Here is a 19,729-nt window from a genome sequence, read left to right on the forward strand (position 1 = left end):
GAGCCCAACCCACAGTGGGTCGGAATTTATTCCGACAGCAAAAACTCAGATAAACACCCAGGTCTCGGACGTGAGTCCGACGGGTTTAAGTCGTCAGAGGTTAAATAGAATCAAGTGAACAGCGCCAGAGAGTGAGTCAAAGTGCCAACCCAGTCTAACGCCGCAGCTCAGGTGGAATAGGCAACTCTTTAGCCAGTGGCTTAGGTCGTTTAGCCCGGCCTTTCTTCCAGTTTTTCAACTGGTACACATAAGCCAGTACCTGGGCGACCGCCATAAACAGCTTTTCAGGAATTTCCCGATCTTCCTCGGTGGAGTAGTAGATAGCCCTTGCCAGCATCGGCGATTCAACAATAGGTACCTGATGGGCATTGGCGATTTTACGAATATGCATGGCCAGTTCATCAATGCCCTTAGCCACCAACACCGGCGCACGGGTGCCATTTTGATCATACTTAAGCGCCACCGAAAAGTGCGTGGGGTTAGTGACGATGACATCGGCTTCCGGTACTTTTTGCATCATACGCCGGGCCGCAGCTTGGAATTGCAGGCGACGGATACGGCTTTTCACCTCGGGGTTACCCTCGGCATTTTTACGCTCGTCCTTTACTTCCTGCTTGGTCATTTTCATTTCCTTATCATGTTTGAACTTCTGATAAGGCACATCAAATACCGCAATAGGGATCATGGCACAGCAGATGATTAAAAACGCCCAGCCAAGTAACTCCAACGCATGCATAATATTGCGTGGGTAGAGTTCCATATCCAAATGCAGCGCTTCATGGCTGAACAGTCGCAGGGCCAGGTAAGTGCTGACCGCCACAATAATGAATTTGGCCAGGGCTTTAAGCAGTTCCACCAGACCATTAGGACCGAACATCCGCTTTAAGCCGTTAATCGGGTTAATCTTATTGGCCTTGGGACTGGCTGATTCCCAGGTAAAGTTGTAGCCGCCCAGGGCAATACTGCCGTAGATTCCGGCGATCGTCACAATCACCATATAAAACAGCACCGGGCCGGCTATTTCCAGGACACTGCTGCCCCAGGCCTGGAACATATGGTTGGCATCATAGGTTTCATCACGGGATAAGGTAAACATACGCTGCATCACCCGAAACAATGCCCCCCCGATACTTTGGCCAAGAAAAATCAGTGCCGCCGCACTACCAATTAAAACCAGGGTGGTAGACAGCTCGCGGGAACGGGCAATCTGGCCTTTGTTACGCGCCTGTTCGAGTTTTTTCGACGTGGGGTCTTCTGTTTTCTCATGTGCATCAGCCATTAGGGCACTCCTGATAAGGGTTCAGGCACTGCACCTGATGATCGCGATGATTTAGCAAATAAAAGGGTGTCATTGGCAGACCCGCAGAAGCTGGCACATAAATAACTGGGCACGCTCCCATTCCTGTTCAAAATGGTAGGTGAAGTTATCCATGGTCAGCCAGATAATGATCAGACCAACGATCTGCGCAATGGAAAAACCAATAGTAAATACGTTGAGCTGCGGTGCCGCTTTGGTCATCACCCCAAAGGCCAGGTTAATAATCAGCAATGACACAATAGGCGCCAGGGAAATGGTCACGGCAGCGACAAACATCCAACCGGCAAAATGGGCGATTTCCCTGAATTGCTCGGGACTTAATGTGCTGGGACCAACAGGAAATGCCTCAAAACTCAGCACAATCATTTTGATCATCGCCAGGTGCCCGTCCAGCGCCCAAAACAACAAGGTGGCCAGAATCAGATAAAACTGCCCCACCGCCGGCACGTTGATACCATTGACCGGATCCACAATTGACGCAAAACCCAAACCGGTTTGCATGGCGACGATTTGCCCCGCCAGCACAAAAGTGTTGAGCACCAAAGTAGAAATAAAGCCAATAGCGATACCTATCAGGAGCTGCTGAATCACCATCAACCAAGTCCCCACCGATACCATTTCGGCAATGGGCACGGGTGGCACTACCGGCATAATCAGTACGGTCAAGAATAAGGTCAGCAAAGCCCTGACCGGCGGAGGTAAGGTTTTGGCGCTAATCCCCACCATAGCTGCAAACATGCCGCTGATACGCATAAAGGGCAGCAGCAAATCCGCCAGGTATTGGGTAATGGTGGTAGAAAGAATTTCCATTATTCGCCCATATGTGGGTCGGGCTTGCGCCCGACGTTAAGGGTTATATGGCTTAACTTGTGCGGCAATGTGTGCTTGTTGTGTCGAACTGAAGTTCGACCTACTGAGCTATTAACTACAGCATCTCTGCCGACTGCACACTGCATACTGACCACTTTTACCCCACCACTTCCGGGATACGATTGACCATCTCAAAAAAGAAATCCATCAGTTGCCCGGTAAGCCAGTGGCCGCCCCAGGACAAGGCCAGTAAGGTAACGATTAAACGTGGCAAAAAGTTGATGGTTTGTTCGTTAATGGAGGTGGCAGCCTGAAATACCGACACTATCAGCCCCACAAACAGGCTGGGCAGGATAATAGCGGACACCAGCAGAATCACCATAAACAGGGCTTCGCGTAATACGTCAACAAAGACTTCCGGGCTCATCAGATTCCCCCTACATACCAAAACTGTTAGCCAGGGTGCCGAAGATCAGATTCCAGCCATCCACCAGCACAAACAGCATCAATTTAAAGGGTAGCGCGACGATCATGGGCGACAGCATCATCATACCCATGGCCATCAATACCGATGCCACTACCAAATCCAGAATCAAAAACGGAATAAACAGCATAAAGCCAATTTGAAAGGCGGTTTTCAATTCGCTGGTCACAAACGCAGGGATCAGCACATTCATCGGCACTTCTTCAGGACTCTGGAACTGGCCCTGGTATCCGCCGATTTCCACAAAGGTTTCTAAATCTTTGACCCGGGTTTGCGACAGCATAAAAGCCCGCATCGGTATTTTGGCTCTTTCATAGGCCTCAATGGAGGTAATTTCTTCATTTAAATAGGGCTGCAGGGCAGTTTCATTCACCTTGTCGAACACCGGCGCCATAATAAACAAGCTGAGGAACAGACTGACACCGATCAGGATCTGGTTTGAAGGCGATTGCTGTAGGCCGATAGCCTGCCGCAGAATCGACAGTACCACAATAATGCGGGTGAACGAGGTCATCATCATCACAAAGGCTGGGATCAGGCTTAGCGCCGTCATAATCGCCAGCACTTGCAGTGTCATGCTGTAATCCTGGCTGCCATCCGGGTTAGTGGTGACGGTCAAGGCTTTGACACCTGGATTGGCCCAGGCCCAGTCAGGCTTCAGTATCATCACCAGCGCCAATACCGTAATCAATAGCCTAGTCATGATCTTTCCCCTTCTGGCCCTGCATCAGTTGGCCAAGCTTGAGCTTAAAACTCTCCCCCGATGGTGCTGGCGTGTCCAGATTTGTCTGCAAACGGGCCAGATGATTAATATTTTGCGGCGTGACGCCAAGCATATGCTGCTCCTCGCCAACCTGAATCACCAATATACGCTCGCGGGTACCTAAGGCCATGGAGCCCACCACTTTCATTTGTGCACTGCCGGTTTGAGTGACATTAAACCGGCGCAACAGATAGCCCAGCATAAACACCAGGCCAATAACTAAGGCCAGTGACAGCAGAATCGACAAATAATCGACGGGGCTACTTAGGGGTTTGTTGTCGGCAAAAGCGGGGGAAGAGAGCCAGGCCAAGCCGCAAAGATACAGCTTGGCCTTTGATTTATCTGAGTTTTTTAATACGTTCGATTTGGCTGATAACATCGGTTAAGCGAATTCCGAATTTGTCGTTGACCACTACTACTTCTCCATGAGCAATCAACGTGCCATTTACCAGCACATCCAGAGGTTCGCCGGCTACCCGGTCCAATTCCACCACAGAGCCTTGGTTCAACTGCAACAAATTTCGGATGCTGATGTGACTGCGCCCCACTTCCATAGAGATGGTGACCGGAATATCCAATATGGTATCCAGTTTGCGCTTTTCTTCGCCGGTAATAGGCGCATCGTCCTGCAATTCGTCCAGTTCGGCTACCTGTACATTGTCATCACCGGCCTCAGCTTCGGCCTGTTCAGCCATGGCCGCCGCCCAGTCGTCCATTGCGTCATCATTTTCGGTGCTCATCGCGCTACCTCACTTTCAATTGGCACCAGGGCAGCCCTGATGCAAAAAATCATGCCGAAAACCGGCGTTATAAATCGTCTTCCAGGCTGGCCAGTTCGGCGTCGCTGTCCAGTCGCCGTCCGCCTTTGGTTAACAGTTGCAGTTCTGACTTCACAGAGGTCGGTCTTGGTATTTTCTCGGTAATCTTCAGCGCCAGGTTGTCTCTGGAACGGCCCATTTTAGTGCGGAAGGTCGGTAAGTCCTCGACAAACATCACCACATGCTCCGGCAACTCGATGGGAATAATATCACCTTCCTGCAAGTCCATGACTTCCTGTAAAGACAGTTCTATTTCCATCAGGGTGGCAGACACTTCCACCTGCACATCCATGATTTCATCCCTGAGTGCCTTACTCCAGCGCAGATCGGTATCTTCCTTGTCGCTTTGCACCCCGGCATCCAGCAACTCACGAATGGGTTCCAGCATGGAATAAGGCAGCGCCACATGGAAGTCACCGCCGCCGCCATCCAACTCAATATGAAAAGAGCTGATCACCACCACTTCGGTGGGGCTGACGATGTTAGCCATGGCCGGGTTAACTTCCGAGTCCAGGTATTCAAATGACACGTCCATGACCGGCGCCCAGGCTTCTTTGTAATCCTCAAAGATCAGCTTGAGCAACATCTGGATAATACGTCGTTCGGTAGGGGTAAACTCCCGGCCTTCAATCTTGGCATGATAGCGGCCATCGCCACCAAAGAAGTTATCCACCAGAATAAATACCAGGCGGGCTTCCATGGTGATAAGGCCCGTGCCTTTGAGTGGCCTGAAGCGCACCATATTCAGGCTGGTAGGTACAAACAGGGTATGTACGTACTCACCAAACTTAATCATCTGAATGCCGTTAATCGATACTTCGGCACTGCGGCGCATCATATTAAATAAACTGACCCGCATATGCCGGGCAAAACGTTCGTTAACGATTTCCAGGGTCGGCATACGGCCACGGACAATACGGTCCTGAGAAGAAAAGTCATACTCCAGCGCCGAGCCACCGCCCTCTCCGCTGTCTATCTCTTCTTCTTCGACTTCATCAACGCCGTGTAACAGCGCGTCGATCTCGTCCTGGGATAATAAATCGCTCACCTGTTAATCCTATTGCATTACAAAACCGGTAAATAACACCTGCGACACCACGTCCTTGCCGGCTATCTCCTGCATCACCTTGCGCACTTCTTTGATGGACTGTTCACGCAGGGCAATTTTACCCGCTTCGGTGACCAAATCATCAGCATTGGCACTGGAAAACACTCTCAGCAGTGTGCCTTCTATCATAGGAATATGCATCTTGGCCTGTTCTTCATTATCGGCACCGCGTACCAACAGCTGCACCTTGATTTCCACCAGGCGGTCACGGCCGGTACCAGGCACGTTAAATACAAAGGGCCTTGGCATAGCAACATACAAAGCTGACCCTAACGAAGCACTATTGGCAGCAGGCGCGCCGTCACTGGCCCCTGGCGTAGGGCTCATGGCCTGCTCATCCATCGCTGGCTCATCTGAACCACCCAGCAGGAAAAACGCCGCGGCGCCACCAATGACTAATACGGCAGCGGCGATGATGATAATCATCATCTTGCCTTTTTTGTTACCGCCGTCTTCCAGCTCCAGTTCTTTTTCCGCCATTATCAATCCAATTTAGTTACCTGTATGGCTACTGATCTTATCTGTCACACAGGGAATAGCAATTGTGTTAAACGAAATAGTCGATTCCACCCAGTCGGCCATTAGATATCGGTATATCATGTATTGTTTGTTGTTCATTTAAGGACTGCTGTGGCTCATCGCCATCAGACTGGCCTTGCTGCTGGGCAAACTGTTCACCCTTACCTTCCTGCTGAACAAATGATTGCCCAAGTTCAATACCTTTTTCCGCCAACATTTCTCGCAATCTGGGTACCGCCTGATCAAGCATGTCTCTGGCCTGCTGTGATTGCACCACAAAGTTCACGCTGGCCTGGTCGCCATGCATCTGAATGCGCACCTGCATAGAGCCAAGGTCCGGTGGATCGAGACGGATATCGGCACTCATATTGCCTTGATTCACCAGCATCCGCACTCGCTCTGCCAGTTGTATTGCGGCCTCGGGCTTAGCGATATTAATGGCCTTATCCAGGACACTATTAGAGGATGCATTGGCTGTTTTGCTGCTTTCTACTTGTGCATGGGCGGTTTCAGCCGCCACTTGTCGCTCTGCTACAGCTCTGAGACTGGGGTCAAACGCGTCCTGCCGTTGACTGACCTGGCTTTCCATTAAACTTGCAAAACGCTGCAATTCGGGCTGTAGCACAGGTTGTGGGATCTTGATGCCTTGTTCTTTTAAGCTGGCTTGCACCAGACTTTGCAAATCCAGGCCAGGTTCACGCCCTTGCTGTAACTGCGCTTTAAATTCGGCAATACCGGCTTTCAAACTGGCAACAAAATCTTGCACGGCTTGTGGCCCTTGCTGCTTAACCGGCAGTCGCTCGGCTAGCTCGGTGAGTCGCTTATCCAGATCTTTTTCGGGTAACTGAACCAGCTCCTGTAAAGTAACCGGTTTTACAGCTGAGGGTACTTTAGCTTTATCTGCGGCAGTTTCAGCGCTGTGCAACGATTTTTCGGATTGCTTCATTGCATCATCAGCGGCTGAAATCTGCTCTCTGCTGACCTTTTCCCCCTCAGGGCTAAGAAGCGCAGCTTTAAGCTCGGTCAGCTTAATGGTTCCGTCCTGCACATTGCCTTTCGGTAAATCGACCTGTTGTTGTGGGGTTATCAGTGGCAACTTGGCGATCTGTTCAGGCGCCAGCGCCTTCACCAGATTTTCACCAGCCAGGTTGGTTAACTGCTGCCAGCCCTTTGCGTCAAACAGCGCTAGCGGAATCTCTGGCGTTTCACCATCTTCCAACATATTTGCCAGGGTTACTAACACATTGGCAAACATCACATCATCTGACTGTGGCGGCATCTGCGTCAAAAACTGTTTAAACTCGGTTAGTTGCTCTGGCGTCAGGAGTTGCTGAAGAATATCAGGGTTTAACCCAAGCTGTTCCAGTAGAGCTAAATTTTGTTCAGTCCAGTCGGCTTCAGTGCCGGTGCCATCGACATTGTTTTCAGTCGCACCAACCTGCAACACATCATCTTGTGATTCGCTTGGCTCCTGCTCTACGGTCGTGTTTGTCTGCTGCAACACCAGTTGATAAACTAACTTCAGCCAATCATCCGCCTGCGGTTCGCCTTGCGGCGTTGATATCGCCCCTTCCTCTGGCTGCTCGTTGGTGGATGATGACAACTCAGTCTGCCCTTTATCCGCACTTTTTTGTGCATCAATAACAATCGCATCGCCTTTTTCAGACTGTTTATCAGCCTCTTCAGCGGCGGGGATACTGGCCTTGTCGGACTCAGTTGTCTCGCTTTTTGACAGAGTTTCGGTCTGACGACTTTCCTTGTTATCACGCTCGGTGACTTCGAAGCCGGGTTTTTCCGGGCCGCCCTTTCGCACGGGCTCAACACTGTGTCGGCCCTTGCCTTGCTCTAAGCTTAACTGCTGACGAAAAATGTCTGCCTGACCACTTTCAAGCATTTGCTCATTGTCATCAGCCACTGCGCCAGGGGCGGCAAGTTTGGGATTGGCGGCGGCAACTTGTTGCATCATAGGGCGTTTCCAGAACTTAGGTTTAAAGCCATCAGCCTTTTACTTTGGGGCCTTTGGTAGATAATGCGTTAGTTCGTAGCCAGTGTTATGCAAGTAGCGCTCCAAGTTGGTAGGATTACGCATTCAAGCCTTGGCTGGCTTACTCCTGCGCCTTTCTGCGCACAAAACGTTGCAACGCAACTTCATCCAGCAAGGCCTGCTCACGCCGGTTTTCTAGTTGTTGGGCCTGCTGATGCTTTTTTTCAATCAGCATTTCCACCGCTTTACGCTTTTGTTGCTGTTTCAGCCATAACCCGCGGCGCTGCTGCGCCACCGCCCTGGCATTGGCAATCATCTGATTTTGCTGAGCACAAGCCTTGTCTAACTTATCAATAAAGGCCTGATGCTGAGCAAAAGACGTGGCACCCAGTCCCTGGTTAGCGCGTTGTTGTAGTTGGCGCAGGTAATCCAGACGGTAATTTTGCAAACCGGTCAGCTTTTGCACATTGGCCTGCACATTTTGCTCGGCGAGACGATAATCCTTAGCCAGTTTATCTTCCTTTTCCTGCTCCCACCTGGCCACTTGCTGCAACTGGCGTGTAGACATCAGCCTTCTCCCAGTCCTTTGGCCAGAGATGCCATGTCTTCAAGACTTTCATCGTAAGGAAGCACTTGCTTCATTTCCTGCTGCAGAAATTTGTTGATCACCGGCTCGGCCTTAATCGCCAAGTCGACTCGTGGATCTGAGCCCCGGCTATATGCGCCGATGCTGATTAGATCACGATTCTGTTGGTAGTTAGAGTAAACCTGCTTAATCCGCCGGGCGGCTTTCAGGTGCTCGTCACTGACCACCATGGGCATTACCCTGCTGATTGAAGCTTCAACATCAATGGCTGGATAGTGGCCACTGTCAGCCAAACGTCTGGCCAACACCACATGCCCGTCCAGTATCGCCCTGGCCGAATCGGCGATAGGATCCTGCAGATCATCCCCCTCGGTCAGCACGGTAAAGAAGGCGGTAATCGCTCCTTGCTTGTCGCTGCCATTACCGGCGCGTTCCACCAATGCCGGTAGGCGGGCAAACACCGATGGTGGATACCCTTTGGTGGCAGGAGGCTCCCCCACTGCCAGGGCAATTTCACGCTGCGCCATGGCGTAGCGGGTCAGTGAGTCCACCAGCAGCAGTACATTCATGCCCAGGTCTCGAAAATACTCAGCAATGGCTACCGCCGTTTCGCAACCTTTTAAACGCATTAAAGGCGAGGTATCCGCGGGTGCGGCCACCACTACAGACTTTTGCCGCTCTTCTTCACCCAGGATATCCTGAATAAATTCCTTCACTTCGCGGCCCCGCTCCCCCACCAAACCGACCACCACAACATCAGCACTGGTGCCGCGGGTCATCATGCCCATGAGCACGCTTTTACCCACCCCGGAGCCGGCAAACAGCCCCATACGTTGTCCGACCCCCACGGTGATCAACGAGTTGATACAGCGTACGCCCACATCCAGTGGCTGATTGATAGGGCGGCGAGATAAGGGGTTAATCGGCGCGCGGCTAAGCGGAATGCGCTTTTCCACTTTGATGGCACCCAGCCCGTCAAGGGGCTGACCATTACCGTCAACCACACGGCCCAAAAGCTCCATGCCAACGCCAATGCCCTGCTCACGGGACAATGGCTGAACCCTGGAGCCGGGCACAATACCGCGAACCGCCTCGGTAGGCATCAGGTAGGTGATATTCTCGGCAAATCCCACTACCTCGGCTTCTATTTCGCCATCGATGGTTTGTACCAGACACTGACTGCCCACTGGCATTTGGCAGCCTACCGCTTCCAGAGTCAGGCCGATGCCCCGTACCAGTTTGCCTGCTGCCACGGTTTGTGCCTGGGGAACCTGTTGCCGGTAGGCGGCGATTTTGTCTTTAAGGCTTTGCAAGATGTACCTGTTTAGTCTGTTTAGGTGTTTTTGTCGGACTTAAGTCCGACCTACAGGGGCTAATGTTTGGGAAGCCCGTAGCCCGTAGCCCGTAGCCCGCATTATTGCCGGTCTAAGCCTTGCTCCAGCAAAAATTTATCCAGGACCTGACGCACCCGTCGCTCAATACTGACATCCACCGCATTGGTATCAGTAACGATATCGCAGCCACCACGCTGCATATTGGGGGTTTCAATAAACTGCCAATGCTGAGATTCAATATGCTCGTCAGAAAAATGGCGCCTTACCAGGGCGATGTCTTCCGGATGCATATGCATCTGATAGCGACGTTCCTGAATAGGCAGCACTTTTAACCCTTCGCTAATGGCCTGCAGCAGCACATTTTCGTTGCTTTGTATTTCTGTTCGGATCACCGCCCGGGCTAAAGACACCGCCAGTTCCACCAGCTCGCGCTCCAGGTGATTGTCCACCTGCGTAACCGGCTTGGTTAACCTGGTCGCCAGTTCCTGCCAGATGGTGGCCGCCTGCTGCATTTCCTCCAGGCCACTTTGCCTGCCCTCTTCCAGCCCCTGGGCCAGACCTTGCTCACGGCCTTCGCTCAGCCCTTCTTCGCGCCCCTGCAACAAGCCTTGCTCGTGGCCCGCCTGACGGCCTTCTTCCAGGCCTTCCTGATAAGCAGACTGACGAATAGCCTCGATTTCTTCCGCAGTGGGAGGCAGAATTTCTTCTTCAGGCTCGGGGGGTTCGTATTTCCATTCGCTGCTGCGGTTAATGGCGTTGGTTTTATCCGGTTCGGGCTGGGTATCTTCCATATAAGGCAGCTCCCAGGTGCGTACACCCTGCTCCTGGGACTGATATTTAAGGACTTTGGAACCGCTCATCCACATTCACCCACTAAATTAGAGGAATTCTTCGCCGCCACCGCCGCCAAGCATAATTTCGCCGGCATCGGCAAGGCGACGGGCCACCGACAGAATTTCTTTTTGCGCCGCTTCCACTTCGCTGATACGCACCGGCCCCATGGCCTCCAAATCGTCGATAAGCATTTCTGCCGCACGTTTGGACATATTTTTGGTGATCTTGTCTTTGACTTCGTCGTCGGCCCCTTTGATGGCTTTGAGCAGCGCATCCTGTTGCACTTCGCGCAGAATGGTCTGAATCGCCCGATCGTCTACATCGGCCAGGTTGTCGAACACGAACATCAGGTCCTGAATCTGCTGACTCATCTCTTCGTCCTGCTCGCGGATGGCATCCATCAACTGACCTTCGATATTGGTATCCAGGTAGTTCATAATATCTGCGGCAGACTTCAGGCCGCCCATCTTGGCTGCCTGAGCACCGGCCTGACCGGCGAATTGTTTTTCCATAATCTCGTTCAGTTCCTGTAATGCGGCGGGTTGCACTTCTTCCAGATTGGCGATACGCATCATCAGGTCCAGACGCACCTTTTCCGGGAACTGAGCAATAATTTCCGCTGACTGCTCTGCATCCAGATAAGACAACACAATGGTCTGAATCTGTGGGTGTTCGTTGCGAATAATGCTGGCCACCTGCTTGGAGTCCATCCACTTCAGGGAATCCAGGCCTTTGGCACCGCCGCCCATCAGGATCTGATCGATCAGATTAGCGGCTTTGTCTTCACCCAAGGCAGCGGTCAGGGCTTTACGCACAAACTCCTGGCTCTGGAAGCCAATGGTGCTGTAGTTCTGAATTTCCTCAATAAAGTGCTTATGCACCGCAGTGATTTTGTTCTGGGTCATATCTTCCATGGTGGCCATGGCGCTGCCCAGCTTCTGGACCTGTTTGGGCTCCAGATGCTTTAAGATCTGCGCGGCATCTTCTTCCGACAAACTCAGCAACAAAATAGCAGCTTTCTCAACCCCCTCCAGCTTACTGACATCGTAGCCTGGACTGGATTCCGCTTCTTCCGGAGCGACTTTAGCGACTTGTCTGGTTGCCATGATTATTCATCCTGCATCAGCCAGCCCTTGACCACCTGGGCTGACAATTCGGGTTCATTGGCCACCAGGGCACGAACCGCTTTAAGTATATCTTCATCTTTATGCAAGTCTGGCAGCATCAATGAACCGTCGGCAGCAAAGCCCACCTGCCCTTCATCAAACTCCTGAGACAGCATACTGATAGTTTCATCACCCAGATCCAACCCGGCATCGGCATCAAAGGCATCAGCCTCACGGGTGTCTTCTGGGTAAATCAGTTTCTTAAGCATGGGTCTGACAATGGCCAGGATCAAGGTAATGATCACCAGTCCCCCCACCACCAGGCGCAGTGCGCGCATAAACCATTCCTGCTCCCACAATGGCACTTCGGTTACCACCAGGTCGTCGATACGGCTAAAGGGAATGCTCACCACTTCCAGTGAATCGCCGCGGGTCACATCAAAGCCAATGCCACCTTGCAATAACCGGCGGATATTGAGCAGCTCTTCCTGACTTTTGGGCACACTCGAGGTGGTGCCATCAGCAGCAGTCTGCTGGGTATGATCAACAGCCACAGACACAGACAGACGACGTATCACGCCAGTTTGCTGTTTGGTATGGCTGATGGTGGTATCCAGCTCATAGTTGCGAGTCGCTTCCTTATGCGAACGGCCAGGGGTGGTAGTTTTGGCATTGTTGCTATTGGCCTGTTCAGGAATGTTGGAGTCCAGCGGAGGCTGGTTAGTCAACGCACCGGGAATACCTGCAGCAATTCCGCCCACTGAGTTTTCCTCAATGGTCATTTCGCTGCGCACCGCAGGTAAATCGGGGTTATAACGCTTCTGAGTTTGCTCTACCGCGGTGAAATCCATGGAAACGTCAACCTGCGCGGTGTAATTGCCCAGGCCAAGCACCGGGATCAGTATTGAATCAATTTTTTGCAGGTACTCGGTTTCACGGTGCTTTTCAATTTCGTATTCTTTGCGTGAGCGGGCAGAAAGTGAGTCCTGTGAGCCGGAATTCAGCAAGCGGCCATTGTTATCCGTCACCGTAACCCGTCCAGGCTCCATACCCTGAACCGCCGAGGCAACAATATCCACCACCGCATCGACTTCTTCGCCGGATAATACAGAACCGCGGCGCAAGGTCAGCACAACGGTCGCACTGGGCTTTTTCTCTACCCGGGCGAATACGCTTTCCTTGGGCAGGGCCAGCAGCACATTGGCGCGGGTTATGGCGCTAATTTCTTCAATAGTGCGGGCAAGCTGTTGTTCACGGGCATGTTTTAAGCGTTCTTTTTCCACCCTTTGGCTAACACCAAAGCCCATATCCTGCATGATGATATCGGTGCCGCTGTTAGCTTCCTGGCTGATGCCCTGGCGTGCCATGCCCAGTTTGATGTTTTGATACTGCTCTTCGTTTACATAAACAACGTTGCCTTCCAGGCGGTAATCAATCTGATTCTGATCCAGATAATCCAGCGTCTGAATAAGCTCTTCGGTGGGCATCTTGGCCAGCGGGCGGTAGTCCGGCTCCTGGGCCCAGATAACAATAAACACGGCAATGGCCACACAAATAACCAGCGCCACAATCAAGGTAATCTGACGCAGCAAATCGATGCCGCCCAGGCCTTCCATAAAACCGGAGCGCTGTTCCGGGTTGTTGTCGGCCTCTGGGGCGTTGCCCGTTACGGCCAGTTCTGTACCAGTTGTTTCTGCCACAGCTTAGTCTCCCGTTACACCGGCATATTCATAATTTGTTTATAGGCTTCCATCACCTTATTGCGCACCTGCAACGTGGCTTCAAAGGCAATGCCGGATTTCTCCTTGGCCACCATCACATCCACCAGGCTCAGGCTTTTATCGCCCATTTCAAATGCCACTTGCTTGTTTCTGGAGTCAAACTGCAACTCGTTCACATTGTCCAGCGCTTGTTTCAGCATATCGCCAAAATTCTGTGAACTGGGGTTGGTTACCAGTGGTTGCGCCTGACTGCTGTCCAGGCTGGCCTGACGGGCCAACGACTGCAGTTCGCTGTACAAGGATTGGGCTTTAATATCCATCGGCGGCTCCATAAGCTGGGCGTGGAATAATTGACTAGCAAAACCCTAGCAATACTGGTGCCACATTATTTATTCTTTTAAATTCAAATAGTTGAAAGGTCTGCTAGGATAGCGTGACGGGAATTTGGCGGCGGGTATAGATTATCACCACAGAGACACGAAGAGCACGGAGATTCACAGAGGTTTCATGGCATTATCTCGGCGAACTCTGCGGCTCTGCGAGAGTGGCTTTTCGCTGATACCTGAATGCTTCACACAGAGACGCTGGGGGCGCTGAGAAAAGCACGCAGAGTATTCTAATCTTTCAATAACTCTGCGTCTCCGCGAGAAAGCATTTCGTGCCTTCGGCTAATACCAGAATGCTTCACACAGAGACGCCGAGGGCACAGAGAAAGACACGCAGAGTATTAAATACCTTCATCCACTCTGTGTTCTCCGTGCCTCCGTGGTTTATTTATGCTTGTGCGCAGATAGATTGTCACCACAGAGACACGAAGAACACGGAGATTCACAAAGGTTTCATGGCATTATCTCGGCGAGCTCTGCGAGAAATGTTTGGTATTTTTCGGGGCCTGAACAAACTTCAGGCCGGTACCTCAATCCCTACATCACGCATTCTGGCTAGTTTGTAGCGCAAAGTGCGGGGGCTGATGCCCAGTTTATCGGCTACTGCCTTACGGCTGCCGTTACAGGATTTAAGTGTGTCGAGAATTATCTGGTGCTCCTGCTGCTGAAGCTCCATCCCCAGCTTGCTACCTTCGGGTTCGGTATCCAGTTCCGGCAGTTCATGAGGCAAGTCCGGCTCCAGCATCAGATCCATGGCATCTATTTGCTCGTCTGTGGCCAGAATAAGGGCGCGCTGAATAACGTTTTCCAGTTCCCGTACATTACCTGGCCAGCTATATTGCTGCAGTTTATTACGCGCCGAAGCGCTAAGCACAGGAATGGCCGCCCCTACTTTCTGGCTGTGTCGTTCAATCAGGTGCTGGGCCAGCGGAATAATATCGCCAGGACGCTGGGCTAAAGGCGACCAGGTTAATGGAAACACATTGAGGCGGTAATATAAGTCTTCGCGAAAATCGCCCCGCGCCACCGCCTGACGTAAGTCGCGGTTACTGGTTGCCACTACACGCACATCCAGGTCGATGGTTTTACGGCTGCCGAGGCGCTCGACTTCTTTTTCCTGCAATACGCGCAATAACTTGGCTTGCAGGGCCAGATCCATCTCGGTAATTTCATCCAGCAAAATGGTGCCGCCCTGAGCCTGTTCGAACTTACCAGGACAAGCCTGCAGCGCGCCTGTGAAAGCGCCTTTTTCATAACCAAACAAAGTGGCTTCGAGCATATTTTCCGGAATCGCCGCACAATTGATTGCCACAAAAGGCTGTTCACTGCGACTGGACTGGTCGTGAATATAACGGGCCAACACTTCCTTTCCGGAGCCACTCGGGCCCAATACCATCACCGTGGCATCGGCCTTAGCCACTTTTTTGGCCAGTTCCAACAGCTTTTTACTGGCAGGGTCTGCCACCACAGGCTGACGGGATTCCACCTTCTGCGCTGGCGCATAACGCCCAACCAGATTAAGTAGCACCTGCGGGGCGAATGGTTTGGCCAGATAATCAGTGGCACCGTCGCGCATAGCCTGCACTGCATCGTCAATCGTGGCATATGCCGTCATCAGCAACACCGGCAAATTTGGTAGCTTCTGCTTAATGCTGCGCAGCAGCGACAAACCAGACATTTGCCCCATCTGGATATCACTGACCACCAAGTCCACCGGCTCCTGGCCAAGTATCGCCATAGCCGCTTCCGCACAATCGGCTTCCACAATCTGATAGCCGCCCAGCAGCAAGGTATCAATCAGTGCTTCACGCAAACCAGCGTCGTCTTCAACAATCAGGATTTTACTGTTACTCATCCTCTGCACTCCTTAGGAGTTAAGGTTTTTTCCAGTTGCCGCAAGATGGGCAAGCGAATATCAAATTTGGCCCCGCCCTGTTCCAGATTGACCGCCCGCACCTGGCCCTGATGGGACTGGGCAACGGCCTTGACCACCGCCAGACCAAGACCTGTGCCCTGGCTTTTGGTGGTATAGAATGGGTCAAAAATATGCAGCAACTGCGCTTTGGGAATGCCCGGGCCGTTGTCTGCCACGCTGATCACCACTTCGGTTGGATTGAGTGGATCGCGCCCGGCTTGCAGGTGAATACGGCAGCCCTTGGGCATGGCCTGAATGCTGTTGTGAATCAGGTTCTGCAGGGCACTGGCCAGGGCGGTTTTATTGCCCAGCACCAGAATATCCGGCTCGGGAAGCTCCACGGTCAGAATGGCCTGACGTGCCATCAGCATAGCTTCGGCACCGGCTTCCACTTCCAGCATCAGGCTTTGCAGCGACAATTCACTGACCACCTGCTGTTCGCCGCTTTTGGCAAACAGCAACATATCATTCACCTGCTGCTCTAAATCTTTGAGCCGGAACAGCAGTTTGTCGGCAAACTGGCCTCTGGCATCCAGTGTCAGAGTGGTGTTTTGTAAATTGGCCGCATATAACATAGCCGCAGATAACGGCGTACGGATCTGATGGGCCAGGGATGCGACCATACGCCCCAGGGACGACAGTTTCTGCATATGGCTGAGCTGTTGCTGCAGGCGCCGGGTTTCGGTCAGATCGGTCAGTACAATCAACTGGCCGGGTTCCAGCTCCAGAGGACTGATAGACAGTTTCACCTTGCGACCATCACGCAACGATATCTCATGACCATCATCGGCACGCGGCTTAAAGGAACGTTGAATTATGGTGCGCCAGGCCTCGCCTTCCAAAGGCTCGCCCAGCAATTCAATGGCAACCTGATTGGCCTGGCGAACCTGGCCATGGCCATCCACCACAATCACGCCGGCCGGCATCACCTCAAGCAAATGCTCCAACCGCGAGGACTGTTGCTGTAAACGCAAAAGCTCACCGGCGTCGGGTAAAATCTCCATTTGTGAATGGAGAGTGGTTTGGTCTGCAGCGGCGTTAGGCTGGCTAAGCATGGCTACCTCATGTCAAAACTTGGACGTTATACAACGGACATAAGGGCAAAGCAGAGACCGTGCCAGTTTTTAACCTATAAATATCAGTAGGTTAACCTAAGTTTTTAGACGGCGGGAAATTGACAGCAATAAAAATTGTCAGAAAAAAGCAGTACCACCAGCTACTCTGCCCAGTTAGCGCTTATCGGGCCAGAGCGATTAAGAATTCCATCAATTATCCCGTACGCCATGAATTTCAGCCTTGCCCTTTTGTTTGGCAAAAGTAAGGCATTGGCAAATATACGTAAGGGCATCACTGCAAAGTTACGGAGTTTCCAGTAATTTGGAACATACGGACGACGGGATAACAAAAAAATATTTCTGAACTGATAATATAAACGCACAGGAGCCCCAATTTTAAATGTAACCCCAGCAAAACGCCGTCGCCCATCTCCTAGCTTGTGATACATAACAACATTTGACGCCTTGCCAATTGCGTAACCGCATTTTCTTGCTCTCCAACACCATTCATGGTCTACGCCATCAATGAACAAAGAGTCATCCTTCAAACCAATTTGCTTCAACTGGCGCAAATCCATCATCATTCCCGAAGCAATAATTTGTGGGACAGAAGCAATGTTACAAAAGTGCTCAATCTCACCCTGTATTGATGGCCGAAGTATTTTATCAGTGTAAGCACAAATCAAAGACGGACCAATCGCCACCAACTCAGGTATATGCTCACTTCGCGCTTGTTCAAATAACTTTATCAACTTGTCAACGAAGTCTTCTTCGAAGTGACTGTCTTGATCAAGTAGTAAGCCATAATCAAACCCCGCTTCAATCAAATACTGTAACCCCACGTTCTGCGCAGCAGCAATACCTATATTTTCAGGGAAATGGAAGAACTTCAGATTCTCGTATGAAGTAAGAGACAACGGAATGCAGGAACTATTAGGGGAGTTATCCACCACACACACCATATCAACCTGAGCAAACAAACTGCTTAACATACATCTTGTCTGTTCCAACTCTGGTTGATACAGAATGACAACCGCACCAATCTTCAATGCTTCACCAACTTGTCCAAAATAAGTCTATCCAATTTGTACGCTAGTTTGACGACTTTAGCCGGCATTAATCGCAATGCCAGAACGGAAACAGCATAAAGTATATTTGAAATGGAATAGCGTTTAAGCTTTCTCATGGCCAACCATCTAGCTTTGAACTCATTAACAGACTTATCAAAACCTCTTCTTTTATAGAAGTCGTTTACCCTTCTAAACTTCAGAAGCCTTTCACTTAGGTTTTCAAATATATAACCTGCCTGCATCAACTCGATCCATAAGAAGTAGTCTTGCGTATTCTTCAAGTCTTTTCTGTAGCGAAACCCACTTTCAAAAATACTATAGCGGAAGACCACCGTCGGATGATTCATTGAGCAGCGTTTTGGCAAAAACTTCAGAATCTCCTGGTGAGAAAGAGGCAACTTTCTCCCTCCGACTTCCACACCAGCTTCATTAATTTCGGTCAAAGATGTACCAAGCACCGCAACTTGCGGATGACTTTCAAGAAAACGAATCTGCTTCTCCATTCGATCTGTGGAAGATATATCGTCAGCATCCATTCTAAAAAAGAATTTTGGCGCTAACTCTGCACATCGATCAATGACTTCATTCATGCAGGCGCTAAGACCCCGGTTCTCAGTTCCCAACAAAACAACCAATTGTTCGCTTTGACGCTCTGCGGCTTGCAGGTACGAAAAAATCAAAGGCTGTAAGCGTCCGTCGACCACAACAACCAACAGAAAATCTTGATAAGTTTGCCGCAAAATGCTCTCAATGGACTGCCTGACCCAATCCACACGGTCCTCGTGATAGACGGCCATGGCGACAACCGCCTGACAAGACTTACCGTGCAGGCTTTTGCCTAAATACGTATATTGATCGTCCAATCTATTCTCTATAACATTCAGCAAAGTGCGATGAACAACGGCAACAACCGCTGAACAGGATAAAATGGCGGGAAAATAACAGAAACTGAAAAATAATTCTGCCTCTAATTGATATCTTTTACAGTTCTGAAGCCGATATGCGATGTCCCAAGCCCTTTATCTTGTGCTTGTCTGGCTGCAGGACGAAATCTTGCACAATAATTCTGGGAACAAAGAAAAGACCCTCCTTTAACGACCCTTACTGGTGCATCCGATAGCGTTTCATCTTGGCCTGCATTGGAAGCTTCAAGCAAAGGATTATCTACAGAATGTCCATGGTAGTAGACACTGGATGTCCATTCCCAAACATTTCCTAGTAAATCATATATACCATACTTATTAGCAGGGAACTGAGCTACAGGAGCAAGCCCTGAAAAGCCATCATCAGCGTCATCAGAATACGGGAAAGCACCCTGCCAGGTATTTGCCAAATAGCGCCCCTGAGAAAACGCCTGCATACCTTGTGCAGCTAACTCAAACTCAGCCTCTGTTGGCAGTCTGTGCCCTTTCCACTTCGCGTAACTTTCGGCATCCATATAAGAAATATGTATGACAGGATAATCATCCAATCCGGATAAATCTGAACCAATCCCCCGTGGTGCAGCCCAGTAAGCACCATGCAAAAAACGCCACCAGCTCATACTCTTTACAGGACCAGTAACGCTCTCAGGCATATTAAATACAGCGGCACCAGCCACTCTCATTGATTCAGGCAGATTAGGGTAGTCTTCACGGGATGGCACTTTCTCTGCCGTCGTGACATATCCGGTGGCCTCTACAAACTCTCGGAACTCCCGGTTTGTAACTTCAGTCTTACTCATATAAAAAGACTCAACCGAAACAGTTCTGCGGCCGCGCTCCTCAGGATAAAGCGCATTCTCTCCAAGAGTAATCACACCACCACGAACCAATACCATCTGTTGTTTGTCGTTATCAGGCGCATATACAGGCCTTTCGCATCCAACCAATAGTATTAAGAACCAGCTTGGCAATAAGAGTTTAATCAGCATAATTTG

Annotated in this window: 20 protein-coding genes; all 20 read right to left on the minus strand. The window is 50.9% G+C overall.

Going from position 1 to position 19,729, the window contains the following annotated elements; genetic code table 11:
- Window positions 1-154 precede the first annotated feature (154 nt).
- The 20 genes from flhB to CSR04_RS21115 all read right to left on the minus strand — a co-directional run bounded on the left by flhB (window position 155) and on the right by CSR04_RS21115 (window position 19,723).
- The gene (gene flhB, locus CSR04_RS21020; RefSeq protein ID WP_102798306.1) at window positions 155-1,279 is read right to left on the minus strand and encodes a flagellar biosynthesis protein FlhB; all 1,125 of its coding nucleotides are present in this window, start codon (window positions 1,277-1,279) and stop codon (window positions 155-157) included.
- A 69-nt stretch (window positions 1,280-1,348) separates the two neighbouring features.
- The gene (gene fliR, locus CSR04_RS21025) at window positions 1,349-2,128 is read right to left on the minus strand and encodes a flagellar biosynthetic protein FliR (RefSeq protein ID WP_102798307.1); all 780 of its coding nucleotides are present in this window, start codon (window positions 2,126-2,128) and stop codon (window positions 1,349-1,351) included.
- 157 nt (window positions 2,129-2,285) lie between these two features.
- Window positions 2,286-2,555: a flagellar biosynthesis protein FliQ gene (fliQ, locus tag CSR04_RS21030; protein ID WP_102798308.1), complete on the minus strand. Its 270-nt coding sequence runs from the start codon at window positions 2,553-2,555 to the stop codon at window positions 2,286-2,288.
- 10 nt (window positions 2,556-2,565) lie between these two features.
- Window positions 2,566-3,279, minus strand: coding sequence for a flagellar type III secretion system pore protein FliP (fliP, locus tag CSR04_RS21035; protein ID WP_425427713.1), 714 nt, complete (start codon window positions 3,277-3,279; stop codon window positions 2,566-2,568).
- Window positions 3,280-3,307: 28 nt separating this feature from the next.
- Window positions 3,308-3,754 (minus strand): flagellar biosynthetic protein FliO, encoded by a 447-nt coding sequence (fliO, locus tag CSR04_RS21040; protein WP_102798310.1) that lies wholly within the window; start codon window positions 3,752-3,754, stop codon window positions 3,308-3,310.
- Window positions 3,714-4,115 (minus strand): flagellar motor switch protein FliN, encoded by a 402-nt coding sequence (gene fliN / locus CSR04_RS21045; RefSeq protein WP_102798311.1) that lies wholly within the window; start codon window positions 4,113-4,115, stop codon window positions 3,714-3,716. Before fliN ends, fliO begins: the two co-directional genes overlap by 41 nt.
- Window positions 4,116-4,182: 67 nt before the next feature.
- A complete protein-coding gene (gene fliM / locus CSR04_RS21050; protein WP_102798312.1) occupies window positions 4,183-5,241 on the minus strand; it encodes a flagellar motor switch protein FliM in 1,059 nt (352 codons plus the stop codon).
- Window positions 5,242-5,250: 9 nt separating this feature from the next.
- Window positions 5,251-5,781 carry a flagellar basal body-associated protein FliL gene (gene fliL / locus CSR04_RS21055; protein WP_102798313.1) on the minus strand — a complete coding sequence of 177 codons (531 nt, stop codon included), beginning with the start codon at window positions 5,779-5,781 and terminating at the stop codon, window positions 5,251-5,253.
- Between the two features lie 67 nt (window positions 5,782-5,848).
- Complete coding sequence (locus CSR04_RS21060) at window positions 5,849-7,786, minus strand: flagellar hook-length control protein FliK (RefSeq protein ID WP_102798314.1); 1,938 nt, start codon at window positions 7,784-7,786, stop codon at window positions 5,849-5,851.
- A 139-nt stretch (window positions 7,787-7,925) separates the two neighbouring features.
- The gene (fliJ, locus tag CSR04_RS21065) at window positions 7,926-8,372 is read right to left on the minus strand and encodes a flagellar export protein FliJ (RefSeq protein WP_102798315.1); all 447 of its coding nucleotides are present in this window, start codon (window positions 8,370-8,372) and stop codon (window positions 7,926-7,928) included.
- A complete protein-coding gene (fliI, locus tag CSR04_RS21070; RefSeq protein WP_102798316.1) occupies window positions 8,372-9,706 on the minus strand; it encodes a flagellar protein export ATPase FliI in 1,335 nt (444 codons plus the stop codon). The genes fliJ and fliI overlap by 1 nt, the downstream gene beginning before the upstream one ends.
- A 98-nt stretch (window positions 9,707-9,804) precedes the next feature.
- A complete protein-coding gene (gene fliH, locus CSR04_RS21075) occupies window positions 9,805-10,584 on the minus strand; it encodes a flagellar assembly protein FliH (RefSeq protein WP_102798317.1) in 780 nt (259 codons plus the stop codon).
- Window positions 10,585-10,602: 18 nt separating this feature from the next.
- Window positions 10,603-11,664 (minus strand): flagellar motor switch protein FliG, encoded by a 1,062-nt coding sequence (gene fliG / locus CSR04_RS21080; protein ID WP_102798318.1) that lies wholly within the window; start codon window positions 11,662-11,664, stop codon window positions 10,603-10,605.
- 2 nt (window positions 11,665-11,666) lie between these two features.
- Complete coding sequence (gene fliF, locus CSR04_RS21085; protein ID WP_102798319.1) at window positions 11,667-13,364, minus strand: flagellar basal-body MS-ring/collar protein FliF; 1,698 nt, start codon at window positions 13,362-13,364, stop codon at window positions 11,667-11,669.
- Between the two features lie 14 nt (window positions 13,365-13,378).
- Window positions 13,379-13,705, minus strand: a complete 327-nt coding sequence (gene fliE, locus CSR04_RS21090; protein WP_102798320.1) for a flagellar hook-basal body complex protein FliE — start codon at window positions 13,703-13,705, stop codon at window positions 13,379-13,381.
- Between the two features lie 583 nt (window positions 13,706-14,288).
- Window positions 14,289-15,626, minus strand: coding sequence for a sigma-54-dependent transcriptional regulator (locus CSR04_RS21095; protein ID WP_102798321.1), 1,338 nt, complete (start codon window positions 15,624-15,626; stop codon window positions 14,289-14,291).
- The gene (locus CSR04_RS21100; RefSeq protein WP_245921810.1) at window positions 15,623-16,690 is read right to left on the minus strand and encodes a sensor histidine kinase; all 1,068 of its coding nucleotides are present in this window, start codon (window positions 16,688-16,690) and stop codon (window positions 15,623-15,625) included. The genes CSR04_RS21095 and CSR04_RS21100 overlap by 4 nt, the downstream gene beginning before the upstream one ends.
- Window positions 16,691-16,902: 212 nt before the next feature.
- Window positions 16,903-17,790 (minus strand): glycosyltransferase family 2 protein, encoded by an 888-nt coding sequence (locus CSR04_RS21105; protein ID WP_245921802.1) that lies wholly within the window; start codon window positions 17,788-17,790, stop codon window positions 16,903-16,905.
- Window positions 17,787-18,674, minus strand: a complete 888-nt coding sequence (locus CSR04_RS21110; RefSeq protein WP_342751419.1) for a glycosyltransferase — start codon at window positions 18,672-18,674, stop codon at window positions 17,787-17,789. The genes CSR04_RS21105 and CSR04_RS21110 overlap by 4 nt, the downstream gene beginning before the upstream one ends.
- A gap of 104 nt (window positions 18,675-18,778) precedes the next feature.
- Window positions 18,779-19,723, minus strand: a complete 945-nt coding sequence (locus tag CSR04_RS21115; protein ID WP_102798324.1) for a formylglycine-generating enzyme family protein — start codon at window positions 19,721-19,723, stop codon at window positions 18,779-18,781.
- Window positions 19,724-19,729 lie beyond the last annotated feature (6 nt).

It is taken from the genome of Bowmanella denitrificans (assembly GCF_002887595.1).
Lineage (GTDB): Bacteria > Pseudomonadota > Gammaproteobacteria > Enterobacterales > Alteromonadaceae > Bowmanella > Bowmanella denitrificans.